The following is a 12,567-nucleotide window of genomic DNA, read 5'->3' as shown; positions in this document are numbered from 1 at the left end:
GGGGCCTTCGCGACGCGAGGACGGACGGCCGGTCAGCGGCGGCGGTAGCTCACCGTGTGGGGGGTCGCGTAGGCGCTGCCGTCGTCCACGATGACGATCTTCGGGACGATCCGGGTCTCCTCCTCCGACCGTCCCTCGGCGCCCTTCCCGACCGCGGCCTTCCCGTCGACCGCCTTCCCGTCGACCGCCTTGCCGTCGACCGCCTTGCCGTCGAGCATCTCCTCGGCGGGCGGCGAGGCCGGCTTCGGCGGCACCGGGCCGGCCGCCACGGGACCGCCGATGGCCTTGGCGGCGCTGCCGCCGACCACCGGCGTCCGCAGCACGGTCGCCGACTTCTCCTGGGCCGGGCCCTTGTCCCCGGCGCGAGCCGCGGGGGCCAGGGCCTTGCGCAGGTTCGCCACCGGGATCTCCCCGGTGTCCGCCTCCGAGTCCACCGGCGCGGCGTCGGCGACGGCGTCCTCGACCGCGTCCTGCGGAGCGGGGACCGCAGCAACCTCGGCGGAGGCCCGGGAGGTCGCGACCGCGGCGGCCGCGGCGGCCGCCACCTCGGGCTCGATCTGGCCGACCGCCGCCCCGGTGAGCGAGGCCAGCGTGCCCTTGATGTGGTCCAGGTGCTGCTGCACCGTCTCCAGCCGGGTGTCGAACTCGCGCTGCTCGTCCTCGCTCGCCGCGTTGATCTTCTCGGCCTCCCGGCGGGCCTGCTCGACCAGCTGGTCGGCCTTGGCCTGGGCGTCCGCCTCCAGCTGCTTGATCCGGTTCAGCACGGTCTCGCGCTGCTGCTCCGCCTCCTTGACCCGGCGCTCGGCGGTCGCCGAGACCTCGGTGTCCTCGGCGTCGGCCTTGGCCTGGGCGGCGGCGAAGGTCTCGTCGGCCTTGCGGCGCCGGGCGGCCAGCTCGGCCTCGGCCTGCTCGCTGGCCTCGGCGGCGGCCACCCGCACCTTGGCGGCGTAGGCGGTGGCGGTGTCCCGGACGGAACGGCTCTCCCGGTCGGCGTCGGCCCGGATGCCCTCGGCCTCGGCGCGGGTCCGCTCCTCGGTGCGGCGGACGGCCGCATCGGCGTCGGCACGGGTCGTGGTGGCGTACTCCTTGGCGGCGCGGCCGGCGGCCTGCCCGGCCTCGTAGACCTCGTCCCGCAGGTCCTCGGCGAAGCGCTCGGCCTTCTCGCGGACGGCGCGCGCCTCGTTCTCGGCCATCGCGGCCAGTCCTGCGGCCTGCTCGCTGAGCACCTGGTAGTCGGGCTCCGGGGCCTCCTCGGCGGTCCGGCGGATGTCGGCCAGCCGGGCCTCCATCTGCCGGATGCCGGCGCCCAGGACGCTCAGCCGCTCCCACGCCTCGTCGCGCTGCGCGGTGAGGGCGGCAAGGGCTCGGTCGACCTGCTCGGGCACGTAGCCACGGCGGGCCTGGGTGAAGCCGTACTGGGGGACGGCGTCGCTCATGGGCTCTTCCCCTCGTTTTGCGGGCTGCGGAGCCCATGATCGGACGGAACGGACGGATCCGGAACCGGTTCGGAGCCCGGGGCCGGATTCCGCCGTCGTACGGACCGGATTGTGTCGAGGACTGGTCGAATGGACCTACCCTCTTGACCTATTTTGCGCAGATCCGGGCGAAACCCCAACGAGGCACAGCTGCGGCGACATGCCGAAGGGGTCGTCCCGGACACCGGAACGACCCCTCCCCACCTGCGAGGATCGGCGACGGCCCGCTACAGCAGGCCGTCCCAGAACTGCTCCAGCAGCACGGCCCACCAGGTGTCCGCGTTCTGCAGGGCCGCCGGGTCGATCGCGGCGAGCTGGGCCTGGAAGTCGGTCGTCCAGCGACCGGCCTGATCCGGCGTCAGCCCGTACCGCAGCCGCCACATCCGGCCCAGCAGGGCCAGCGAGCGGACGAACTCCGGTACACCGCTGTTGACGAACCGGGGCGGCTGACCGGTTCCCTCGATGTCCACGGCCACCACGTGCGCGGTGCCGTACTGGACGCACAGCTGGCGGCCGTAGTCGTTGCCCAGCACCAGGTAGCCGCCGAAGTCCGGGCCGGCGGCGAGGCCGCGCTCGGCGGCCAGCTCGGCGAGCGTCGGGATCGGACGGCCCTCCTGCGCCTGCGCCCAGAAGAACGGCCCGAAGTCGCGCGGCAGCCCGGCCCACATCAGGGTCTGGGACACCGGCTCGGGCACGCCCTGGCGGGAGACGGCGCGCTGCTCGTAGCGGAACAGGTTCTGCCCGAAGGCGGCGCCGATCTCCTGGGCGAGCTGCTGCGGCGGGAGCGGCGGCAGCGCCTGGACCGTTCCCGGCGCGGGCAGCGGCACCCGGAACGGGCGGACCCGCTGGGCACCGGAGGCCAGCTGGTGCAGCTCGTCCAGGTGGTCGAGCAGCTCGGCCATCCCGGCCTGACGGGATGCGTGGTCGCGGCCGTACGGGGCGGTGTGGGTGAGCCGGACGTTCGGCCAGGACGCGGCGATCATGCGGTTGCAGTAGCCGCCCGGCAGGTCGCACGACTCCAGCTCGGTGTAGAGCTCCAGCACCTGCTCCGGCGGCACGTTGAGCCGGCGCAGGTCCTGGAGGATCTTCCACTCCGGGTGCGGGGTGCCGGGCTCGCTGCGGTGCAGCAGCTTCTGCTCCGAGCCGTCCGGGCCCCGGTAGCTGAGCGCGGCGAAGTACCCCGGACCGACCGCGGGCACGCCCGGGGGCACCGGCGCGGGCTGCGGCGAGCCGGGCACCGCCGCGGGCGGGACGACCCCGGCGGCGCCGCCCGCGTTCGGGTAGCCGTAGCCGGCCGAGGGCGCGGCGGAGGCCACCGGGCCGCCGGGCGGCGGCGGGACGGCGGGGCCGCCGGACGGCGGGGTGCCCGGGTCCGCCGGGCCGCTCAGCAGCGCCGGGTCGATCGCGCCCGCGAGCTGGGTCGCCTCGTACGCCGTCCCGGACGCGGGCGGGCCGGCGATCGGCGCGCCCTGCGGGGCCGCCGGAGCCTCACCGCCGCGCAGGCCCGCCGGGGGCGGGGGCGGCGGGGTGGAACCGGCGCCGCGGCCGCCGGGACCGGCGGCGGGCGTGCCGGCGCCGCCCGGGGTGTGCTTCAGCTCGGCGGGCGGGGGCGGCGGCGGGGCCGAACCCGCGTTGCGCCCCAGCCCGGCAGGGGCGGCACCCGCGCCGGGGGAACCGGCGGGGCCGCCGCGCAACGCGGCCGGCGGGGGCGGCGGCGGGGCCGAGGCCGTGCCCCGGCCGGGCCCGCCCTGTGGCGCGGCTCCCTCCGGAGCACCGGGGGCCGGGACGCCGGGGGCCGAGGCACCGGGGGCCGGGGCACCGGGCAGACCGGCGAGGCCGGGCAGACCGCCGGGCGGGGCCAGCATGGTCGGCGCGTGATCCACCGGCGCACCGCCGGCGGGCGGGGCGGCCGGGGCGGCCGGGGCTCCGGGCAGGCCCATCAGCCCGGGCATGGCGTCCGGCGAGGCGAGCAGGGTGGGAACCGGCTCGGCGGCCGGGGCGGGTGCCGGGGCCGGCACCGCGGCAGGCGGCTCGGCAACCGGGGGCTGCGCCCCCTGCAGCCGGGCGGCGGACGGCGGGACCGGGGGCACGCCGAAGCCGCCGCCCGCCGGCGGCATCAGCATGGTCGCCGCCTCGGCACCCGCCGGCGCGGCAGGCTCGGGCAGGTCCGAGCCGGTGGTCCGCAGCCCCTCGGGCATCAGGACGGCCCCGGCCGGCGGCTGGACCGGCGCGACGGGCGCGGCCTGCGGCTGCGGCTGCGGCTGCGAGGGCCGCGGAGCGACGGCCGGCTCCTCGTGCCCGGCCGGCGGCGCGAGCATGGTCGGCGCGTCACCGGCGGGCCGGTCGGAGACCGGCGGCTCGGTCAGCACGGCCGGCGCAGGCAGCGGCGCCGGCGCGGACAGCACGGCCGGCGCGGGCAACAGCGCCGGCGCGGGCGGTTCCACCACGGGTGCGGCAGCAGCGGCTGCCGGGGCCCCGGCAGCCGCCCCCTGCGGGCCGGCCGGTGCCGTCCCGAGCCGCTCCGCCTCCGCCGCGATCGCCGCGGCCCCCGCCTCCTGGAGCCACTGCGGCGGGCTGAGCAGGAAGGAGGTCGCCTCCACGGGCCCGGGCGAGGGCTTCGCCGCCCCGGCCGGGTTGGCCGCCACCGGCCGCCCGTAGATCTCCTCGTACTGTCGGACCACCTCGTTGACTGGCAGCGCGGGCCACAGCGTGCTGGCGCCCGAGTCCCGGGCGATCACCAGCCGCGCCTCCCCCGAGCCGCCGCCCGCACCGCCCGTGCCGCCCGTGCCGCCCGTGCCGTCGGCCGCGCCCGCGGGCGCCACCGCCCAGCAGACGAAGCCCAGGTCGAACTCCCGGACCCGCACCTCGCGCTGCTGCGAGCGCGGCACCCCGCCGTTGATCCACTCCTCGGCGAGCTCCTGCGCCTGCGCGTACGTCACCACGCCCGGTTCACCCCTGTCCGCATCCTCTTCGTCCCCCGTTCCACCGACACCCTCGCGACCACGTGCTTCAGCCCACCGGGACGGCCCGGGCGAACCCGCCGTCCACCATCAGCTCCGCGACCGTCTCCAGCTCCGGCGGGCTGCCCGCCAGCCGCAGCAGGAAGGCGTCGAAGTCCTCGCCGCAGGGCAGCAGCAGCCGGGCGCAGCGGTCCTCCGGGGCCTCCGGGGCGCCGGTGTCGCGGGCATCGTCGTAGAGGTGGAACCAGACCGAACCGGCCCGCTCGCCGCGCACCTTGAGCGCGACCAGGCCGCCCTGCGCGTAGGCGATGCCCAGGTAGTCCTTGGTGAGGTGGTCGCGCAGGCACTTGTTGGCGTACACGACGTCCTCGGTGCCGTACTCCTCGCTGAGCGTCAGGAACGGCTGGTCGAGCAGCAGTCCGAGCTCGGTGTCCAGCGCCACGCCGACCGGGGCGCGGCCGCCGCCCAGCTTGAGGAAGGTGCGGTAGGCGTCGGGCAGCCGGTAGCCGAGGCGCTCCTCGGCGCGCTGGACCAGGTCCTCGGGGACGCCGATCGGGTCGCCGCCGTCCTTGGCCAGCGAGAAGTGCACCGGCCGGCGCTCCTGGAGGGGGCGGGTGCCGCGGCGGGTGTGGTCGGCGGCGGAGACGGCCAGGCCGCCGTGGTGCCGCAGCAGCGCCTTGACCTCGACCGGGACGAGCTCCATCCGCCGCCAGCCGGGGGCGGCCCGGCCGACCGCGTGGTGCCAGGTCCAGCCGGGCGGGGTGGCGACGGCGGTCGCGAGGTCGGCCCAGAGCGGGTGGCCCTGGGTGTAGAGCGCGGCATTGGCCGAGACGTAGTCGGTCAGCCGCAGCTCGTCCACGCCGAAGCCCTCCGGCGGGTCGGCCACCTCGGCCACGGCGGCGGCGTACGGGCCGAAGTCCGGGAATCCGTACTCGTCCACCCTGACCCCGGCGGGGTGCCGCTCCGCGCGGACCGGGTCCGGGAACTGCACCACCTGACCTGCGTACGCCGCGTTCGGTGCGGCGGCGACGCCGGGCCGACCTGTCGTCATCTGGGAGCCCCCACTGGCTGCTGCAAATACGGTGCTTGCTGGGCACCAGCCTAGGGCCTGCCCTCAACTCCCCGTCCGTCAGGCGGACGACGGGGGACCGGGGGCAGCTCCCGGCGCCGGTCCGCGGCCCGGGAGCACCCGCGGGGTCACAACCGCCCGCCCGGCGCCCGCGCCGGCGTCTCGGCCACCCGCGGCTGCCGGGCCTCGGTGAGGTGCGGGTGCGGCGGCAGGCCGAGCAGTTCGCGGGCGGCCCGCCGGCGACCGGGAACGCCCCCTCACAACGGCCGAGGTGACGGAACGCGGGTTGCGGGCGGACCGGCACCGGCCGGTCCGTCGCGGCGCCGGCGGCCGCCGCACCCCGGTTGTGCGGTTGTCGGTGTCGTTTGACAGGCTTGCCCCGGACCGGCCCGGTCACTCCGGCCGACGCCGGGTTACGAGGAGGAGGACGACGGATGACCACCGGTGAGCCGGCGGGCCCGCCCGTGCTGCGCCACCACCGCGACAGCCTGCTGCCCGCCGTCGCCGCCGCGCTGTCGCTCAAGGGCGGCGAGGTGCACACCCTGGCGGGCGACAAGGACGCGCGCCGCCCGGTGCTGCACCACCTGGTCGCCGACTTCCTGAACACCCTGCCGGCGGAGGCCCGCGAGCGGTTCACCGGCCGCTGCCCGGAGGCCGTCCTGCTCTCCCAGTACCTGGCCGCGGTCGACGGCAGGCGTTCCAAGCGCGCCGCCCGCAAGCCGATGACCCTGCACGAGGCCCGCAAGTCGCTCAAGGGCTCCCGGATGACGACCGTGCGCATCCGCGAGGAGGGCGACCCGGCGCACGGCAGCCACGCCCCGCCGTGCCGCTCCTGCGCTCCGATGCTGGAGCACTTCACCGTGCGCAGCGTCGCCGTCGGGCCGCCCGCGCACTGACCGGCCGAGCGCCGGCACGTCCCCCGTCCCCCAGCCCTGGAGCCCGCCCTGAACCCGCCCATCCCGCCCGCACCGGCCACCCTCTCCCCCGCCGACACCCGGACCCGCCCGCGCTTCCCGGCCGACGTCGCCGCCGAGCTCAAGGCGGCCGGCTGGCACCCCGGCCGCTGGCAGATCCGTCAGGCCGAGGAGTGGGCCGACACCCTGGCCGGGTACGGCGCGCCCACCGGCGTACGGCACGCGGTGTTCCCGGCGGCGGTGGAGGCCTGGGCCGAGTTCGGCGGCCTCGCCTTCGACCTGTCCGGCCCGGGCCGCCAGCTGGCCCGCACCCCGTTCCTGATCGACCCGCTGTGCGGCCTGCACCAGCCGCGCACCCTGTTCGACCTCGGCCGGGCGCTGGGCACCCGGCTGGCCCCGCTCGGCGAGGAGGCGTACGGGCAGGCGCTGCTGGCCGTCGACGAGGAGGGCCGGGTCTTCAGCCTGGACCACACCGGCGAGTGGTTCCTCGGCCAGGGCATCGACCAGGCGATCTCCACCCTGGTCCTGGGCACCGCCCCGGAGCGGCTGCGCACCGCCGAGGAGTACTGAGGGCGGCTCAGGGGCGTCCGGCCACCCCCGCCGCGCGCTGACCCGGCGCGAACCGTCGGACCCGCCTCAGCGCAGCCGTTCGGCCCGCACCGCCAGCCGGGACGGCAGCACCGCCTCGATCCGGAACCCGCCGTCCGCCTCCGGCCCGGAGGAGAAGGTGCCGCCCAGCGCGATCACCCGCTCCCGCATCCCGACCAGCCCGTTGCCCCCGCTGGGCAGCTTCGCCGCACCCTTCTCGCCGCCCGGGCAGGCGTTCACCACGGCCACCCGCACCCCGTTCGGCGCGTAGGAGAGCAGGACGGACACCTGGGCGCCGCCGGCGTGCTTGTGCGCGTTGGTCAGGCCCTCCTGGACGACCCGGTAGGCGGTCTGCTCGGCCTCGCCGGTGAACTCCTGCCGGCTGCCGCTGACCGTCAGCGTCACCGCCATCCCGGCCGCCCGGGACTGGTCCACCAGCCGCGGCAGCCCGGTCAGCGAGTCGGGCTCCGGCTGCCGCTCGTCGTCCATCCGCAACACCCCGAGGATCTCGCGCAGTTCGTTCAGCGCCTGCCGGCCCACCTCGCCCATCAGCTTGGCGCTCTGCGCCGCCTTGTCCGGGTCCTTGCCCGCGATCCGCTCCAGCGCCCCGGCGTGCACCACCATCAGCGACACCCGGTGCGCCACCACGTCGTGCATCTCCCGGGCGATCCGGGTGCGCTCCTCCAGCCGGGCCCGGCGGGCGCGCTCCTGCGCCTGCTCGGCCAGCAGGTCCAGCTCGGTCTCCAGGCCGTGCGCGCGGTCCTTGAGCGAATCGATCAGCCGCCGCCGCGCGCCGACGTACAGTCCGGTCACCACCGGGGCGACGGTCAGCCCGACCGACACCAGCAGCGACAGCAGGATCTGACCCCACAGCGGCGGCGTGTCCACCGGCGCGTCCCCGGGCGTCATCAGCGACACCGCCATCACCGCGGCCGCCTCGGCGAAGGCCAGTGCGGACAGCGCCACCACCCGGCGCCGCCGCAGGGGCCACTCCCAGGTCGACGCCAGCGTGTACAGCGCCACCACCAGCAGCACCACGCCCAGCATCCCGGGCATCACCAGCAGCGTCACCAGCACCGGGACGGCCGGCCAGCGCCGGCGCACCACCAGCGATCCGCCGGCCAGCGTGCCGAGCACGGCTATCCCGACCGCTCCCGCGGTACTGACATGGATCCGGGCGGAGAGGAAGGCGATCGTGCTGATCGCGCACTCCACCGCGGCGAGCAGCGCCAGCCCGATGTCCAGGAAAGCGCTGCGCGGCCGCTTCCACCACCAGAACGAACGGACCGGCACGCGCTCCCCAGGCGACTTGCTCATGCCCCACAGCGTAAGCGGCAACCCCCTCCCCTCCCCACCGGGATTGCCCGGAGCACTCCACGGAGCCGCCAAGTGGTCCAGACCATAGGTGGTTTTCGGCAGCCTTGTCCGCCATCCGGCCACCTCGCGGACAGCGCCCGCCCCGACACCTATGCTGGTCGCGTCGGACAGCGCGGTCCGCACGCGTCACACCTGCCACACGCGTGTGGACCTGTGACGATGAGCCGTTGCCGAACCCCACCACCACAGGGAGCCAGCCGTGACCGCTCCGGTCCCCAACCCGGCGGACAGCCCCACGCCCGTCGTCGCCGACAATGCCGCGTTGCGTGCGGACATCCGCCGCCTCGGTGACCTGCTCGGCGAGACGCTGGTCCGCCAGGAGGGCCCCCAGCTGCTGGGCCTGGTCGAACAGGTCCGCCTGTTGAGCCGCACCGACGGCGAGGCCACCGCCGAACTCCTCTCCGACATCGACCTGGACACCGCCGCCAAGCTGGTCCGGGCGTTCTCCACCTACTTCCACCTCGCCAACGTCACCGAGCAGGTCCACCGCGGCCGCGAGCTCGCCACCCGCCGCGCCCGGGAGGGCTCGCTGCTCGCGCAGACCGCCGACCAGCTCGCCGAGGCCGACGCCAAGCACCTCCAGGACACCCTCGCCCACCTGGCGGTCCGCCCGGTCTTCACCGCGCACCCCACCGAGGCCGCCCGCCGCAGCGTCCTCAACAAGCTGCGCCGGATCGGCGAACTCCTCGACCGCATCCACCGCGACGAGCTCACCTCCGGCCTGGCCGCCGCCGACCAGGCCTACGCTCCCGCCCGCCACCCGGCCACCACCCCTGACCGGGCCGCTGCGCGGCGCACCTCCCTCCAGCGCTCCGCCGACCGCCGGCTGGCCGAGGTCATCGACCTGCTCTGGCAGACCGACGAGCTGCGCATCGCCCGCCCGGAGCCCACCGACGAGGCCCGCAACGCCGTCTACTACCTGGACGAGCTCTACCGCGAGGCCGTCCCCGAGGTCCTGGAGGAGCTGCACGAGGAGCTCGCCCGGGTCGGCCTCGGCCTGCCCGAAGGCGTGCGGCCGCTCACCTTCGGCACCTGGATCGGCGGCGACCGCGACGGCAACCCCAACGTCACCCCGCAGGTCACCTGGGACGTCCTCAACCTCCAGCACGAGTACGGCATCAAGGACGCGCTCGCCGCGATCGACGACCTGCGCAACACGCTCTCCACCTCCGAGCGGCTGGCCGGCGCCTCGGTCGAGCTGCTCGCCTCGCTCAACACCGACCTGCACCTGCTCCCCGAACTCAGCCCGCGCTACAAGCGGATGAACGCCGAGGAGCCCTACCGCCTCAAGGCCACCTGCATCCGGCTCAAGCTGGAGAACACCCGCGAGCGGCTGGCCGGCGGCACCCCGCACATCGAGGGCCGCGACTACCTCGGCACCCGCGAGCTGATCGCCGACCTGCGGCTGATCCAGGACTCGCTGCGCTCCCACCGCGGCGAGCTCATCGCCGACGGCCGCCTCGCCCGCGCTATCCGCACCGTCGAGGCCTTCGGCCTCCAGCTCGCCACCATGGACGTGCGCGAGCACGCCGAGGCCCACCACCACGCCCTCGGCCAGCTCTTCGACCGGCTCGGCGAGGAGGCCTGGCGCTACGCCGACATGCCCCGCGAGTACCGGCAGAAGCTGCTCGCCAAGGAGCTCCGCTCGCGCCGCCCGCTCGCCCCCACCCCGGCCCCGCTGGACGAGGCCGGCACCAAGACCCTCGGCGTGTTCAACACCATCCGCCAGGGCTTCGAGCGCTTCGGTGACGAGATCGTCGAGAGCTACATCATCTCCATGTGCCAGGGCGCCGACGACGTCTTCGCCGCCACCGTGCTGGCCCGCGAGGCCGGCCTGATCGACCTGCACGCCGGCATCGCCAAGATCGGCATCGTGCCACTGCTGGAGACCACCGACGAACTCCAGCAGGCCGACCGCATCCTCGACGAGATGCTCTCCGACCCGTCCTACCGCCTGCTCGTCTCGCTGCGCGGCGACGTCCAGGAGGTCATGCTCGGCTACTCCGACTCCTCCAAGTTCGGCGGCATCACCACCTCCCAGTGGGAGATCCACCGCGCCCAGCGCCGGCTGCGCGACGTCGCCCACCGCTACGGCATCCGGCTGCGCCTGTTCCACGGCCGCGGCGGCACCGTCGGCCGCGGCGGCGGCCCCTCGCACGAGGCCATCCTGGCCCAGCCCTGGGGCACCCTGGAGGGCGAGATCAAGGTCACCGAGCAGGGCGAGGTCATCTCCGACAAGTACCTGCTCCCCTCGCTGGCCCGGGAGAACCTGGAGCTGACCCTCTCCGCCACGCTCTCCGCCTCCGCGCTGCACACCGCCCCGCGCCAGGCCCCCGAGTCGCTGGCCCGCTGGGACGCCGCGATGGACCAGGTCTCCGAGGCCGCCCACACCGCCTACCGCACCCTGGTCGAGCAGGAGGACCTGCCGAAGTACTTCTTCGCCTCCACCCCGGTCGACCAGCTCGCCTCGCTGCACCTGGGCTCCCGCCCGTCCCGCCGCCCCGACTCCGGCGCCGGCCTGGACGGCCTGCGGGCCATCCCGTGGGTGTTCGGCTGGACCCAGTCCCGGCAGATCGTCCCCGGCTGGTACGGCGTCGGCTCCGGCCTCGCCGCCGCCCGCGCGGAGGGCCTCGGCGACGTGCTGGACGAGATGTACGGCGAGTGGCACTTCTTCCGCAACTTCCTGTCCAACGTCGCCATGACGCTGGCCAAGACCGACCTGCGGATCGCCCGCCACTACGTCGAGCAGCTGGTGCCCGGCGAGCTGCACCACGTCTTCGACCAGATCAAGGCCGAGCACGCCCTCACCCTGCGCGAGGTGCTCCGGCTCACCGGCGAGAGCGAACTGCTGGAGCACAACCCGGTGTTGAAGCAGACCTTCGCCGTCCGCGACGCCTACCTCGACCCGATCTCCTATCTCCAGGTCGCGCTGCTGCGCCGCCAGCGCGAGGAGCTCTCGGCCGGGCGCCAGGACGACCCGCTGCGCGCCCGCGCGCTGCTGCTGACGGTCAACGGCATCGCCGCAGGCCTGCGCAACACCGGCTGACGGCCGGACCCGAGAACGGCCGAGGGGCCGGTGTCCCAGGACGGGACACCGGCCCCTCGGCCGTGAGGTTCCTACTCCGCGCCCTCGCCCTCGCCCGCGCGCCTGCGCTTCAGCCACAGCGCCGCGCCGCCGGCCGCCACCACCAGGCCGCCGCCGACCGCCAGCAGCCCCGCGTCGGGGCCCATCGAGTCTCCGAGCACCGGGCCGAACTGCGCCGCCGCCGGCTCCGGGGAGACCGCCGGGTCCGACTCCGCGACCGGCTCGGCGTGCGCCACCGCACCGCTCGACAGCAGGACCCCTGCCGCCCCCAGCGCACCGGCCGTACCGACTCGCCGTCCGAGCCGCTTCAGCCCGGTCACCCGGCGAACCGGACGCAATCTCCGCATCGAGAACTCCCCAGGACTCGTTCGCGTACCAGGCCGACGCTATCCGATCCCGCACAGGGTTCTCACACCGATTCAGGTTTGGACGGGCAAGCGTTGTACGACTGTTGCGTACCCTGCACGCAGCCCTGACGGGCAGTCAGGAGTTGTACGTGCTCTGGGCCCGCTCCAGCCCCTCGGACAGCAGCGCCTCCACCGCGTCCGCCGAGCGGTCCACGAACCACTCCAGCTCCTTGCGCTCGGTCGCGGAGAAGTCCTTCAGCACGAAGTCCGCGACCTCCATCCGGCCCGGCGGACGGCCGATCCCGCAGCGCACCCGGTGGTAGTCCGGGCCCAGCGACTTGGTGATCGACTTCAGCCCGTTGTGGCCGTTGTCCCCGCCGCCCAGCTTCAGCCGCAGCGCCGCGTAGTCGATGTCCAGTTCGTCGTGGACCGCGATCAGCGCCGAGGCCGGCACCTTGTAGAAGTCGCGCAGCGCCGTCACCGGCCCGCCGGAGAGGTTCATGAAGGACATCGGCTTGGCCAGCACCACCCGCCTGCCCGCCAGCCGCCCCTCGGCCACCTGCGCCCGGCTCTTGTGCGCCTTGAACTTCGCGCCCATCCGCTGCGCCAGCAGGTCCACCACCATGAAGCCGATGTTGTGCCGGTTCCGGGCGTACTGCTCCCCGGGGTTGCCCAGCCCCACCACCAGCCAGGGGCCGTCGTAGTCCTCGCTCATGCCCCCGCGCACCTTTCCGTGATCCGCTCGCTCATGT

Annotated in this window: 9 protein-coding genes; 3 read left to right on the top strand and 6 right to left on the bottom strand. The window is 75.4% G+C overall.

Annotated features, from left to right (window positions below; genetic code table 11):
- Positions 1-32: 32 nt before the first annotated feature.
- The 3 genes from AB0O11_RS24100 to AB0O11_RS24090 form a co-directional block, all read right to left on the bottom strand.
- On the bottom strand, positions 33-1,436 hold the full coding sequence (locus tag AB0O11_RS24100) for a hypothetical protein (RefSeq protein ID WP_363390565.1): 1,404 nt from the start codon (positions 1,434-1,436) through the stop codon (positions 33-35).
- Between the two features lie 266 nt (positions 1,437-1,702).
- The gene (locus AB0O11_RS24095) at positions 1,703-4,417 is read right to left on the bottom strand and encodes an SUKH-4 family immunity protein (protein WP_363390562.1); all 2,715 of its coding nucleotides are present in this window, start codon (positions 4,415-4,417) and stop codon (positions 1,703-1,705) included.
- 67 nt (positions 4,418-4,484) lie between these two features.
- On the bottom strand, positions 4,485-5,486 hold the full coding sequence (locus tag AB0O11_RS24090) for an SMI1/KNR4 family protein (RefSeq protein WP_363390559.1): 1,002 nt from the start codon (positions 5,484-5,486) through the stop codon (positions 4,485-4,487).
- Between the two features lie 452 nt (positions 5,487-5,938).
- Here AB0O11_RS24090 and AB0O11_RS24085 point away from each other — a divergent pair, with 452 nt between their 5' ends.
- Positions 5,939-6,400 (top strand): YwqJ-related putative deaminase, encoded by a 462-nt coding sequence (locus AB0O11_RS24085; RefSeq protein ID WP_363390556.1) that lies wholly within the window; start codon positions 5,939-5,941, stop codon positions 6,398-6,400.
- Between the two features lie 60 nt (positions 6,401-6,460).
- On the top strand, positions 6,461-6,988 hold the full coding sequence (locus AB0O11_RS24080) for an SUKH-3 domain-containing protein (protein ID WP_363390616.1): 528 nt from the start codon (positions 6,461-6,463) through the stop codon (positions 6,986-6,988).
- A gap of 66 nt (positions 6,989-7,054) precedes the next feature.
- On the opposite strand, the gene AB0O11_RS24075 is transcribed toward AB0O11_RS24080, so the two are convergent.
- The gene (locus tag AB0O11_RS24075) at positions 7,055-8,323 is read right to left on the bottom strand and encodes a histidine kinase (RefSeq protein WP_363390553.1); all 1,269 of its coding nucleotides are present in this window, start codon (positions 8,321-8,323) and stop codon (positions 7,055-7,057) included.
- 259 nt (positions 8,324-8,582) lie between these two features.
- Here AB0O11_RS24075 and ppc point away from each other — a divergent pair, with 259 nt between their 5' ends.
- Positions 8,583-11,429: a phosphoenolpyruvate carboxylase gene (gene ppc, locus AB0O11_RS24070; protein ID WP_363390550.1), complete on the top strand. Its 2,847-nt coding sequence runs from the start codon at positions 8,583-8,585 to the stop codon at positions 11,427-11,429.
- 71 nt (positions 11,430-11,500) lie between these two features.
- On the opposite strand, the gene AB0O11_RS24065 is transcribed toward ppc, so the two are convergent.
- Complete coding sequence (locus AB0O11_RS24065) at positions 11,501-11,788, bottom strand: hypothetical protein (protein WP_363390547.1); 288 nt, start codon at positions 11,786-11,788, stop codon at positions 11,501-11,503.
- A 163-nt stretch (positions 11,789-11,951) separates the two neighbouring features.
- Entirely contained in the window at positions 11,952-12,530 is a 579-nt protein-coding gene (gene pth, locus AB0O11_RS24060) for an aminoacyl-tRNA hydrolase (protein ID WP_224281799.1), read from the bottom strand.
- Between the last annotated feature and the right edge of the window lie 37 nt (positions 12,531-12,567).

The sequence above is a fragment of the Kitasatospora sp. NPDC093102 genome (assembly GCF_040683915.1).
Classification (GTDB): domain Bacteria; phylum Actinomycetota; class Actinomycetes; order Streptomycetales; family Streptomycetaceae; genus Kitasatospora.
The sequence above is the reverse complement of the archived record's forward strand: the minus strand, read 5'-3'. Positions and strand labels throughout refer to the sequence as shown.

Coding starts and splice junctions, on each gene's coding strand:
- AB0O11_RS24100 (WP_363390565.1), bottom strand. CDS start 1,436: ATGAGCGACGCCGTCCCCCAGTACGGCTTCACCCAGGCCCGCCGTGGC.
- AB0O11_RS24090 (WP_363390559.1), bottom strand. CDS start 5,486: ATGACGACAGGTCGGCCCGGCGTCGCCGCCGCACCGAACGCGGCGTAC.
- AB0O11_RS24085 (WP_363390556.1), top strand. CDS start 5,939: ATGACCACCGGTGAGCCGGCGGGCCCGCCCGTGCTGCGCCACCACCGC.
- AB0O11_RS24075 (WP_363390553.1), bottom strand. CDS start 8,323: ATGAGCAAGTCGCCTGGGGAGCGCGTGCCGGTCCGTTCGTTCTGGTGG.
- pth (WP_224281799.1), bottom strand. CDS start 12,530: ATGAGCGAGGACTACGACGGCCCCTGGCTGGTGGTGGGGCTGGGCAAC.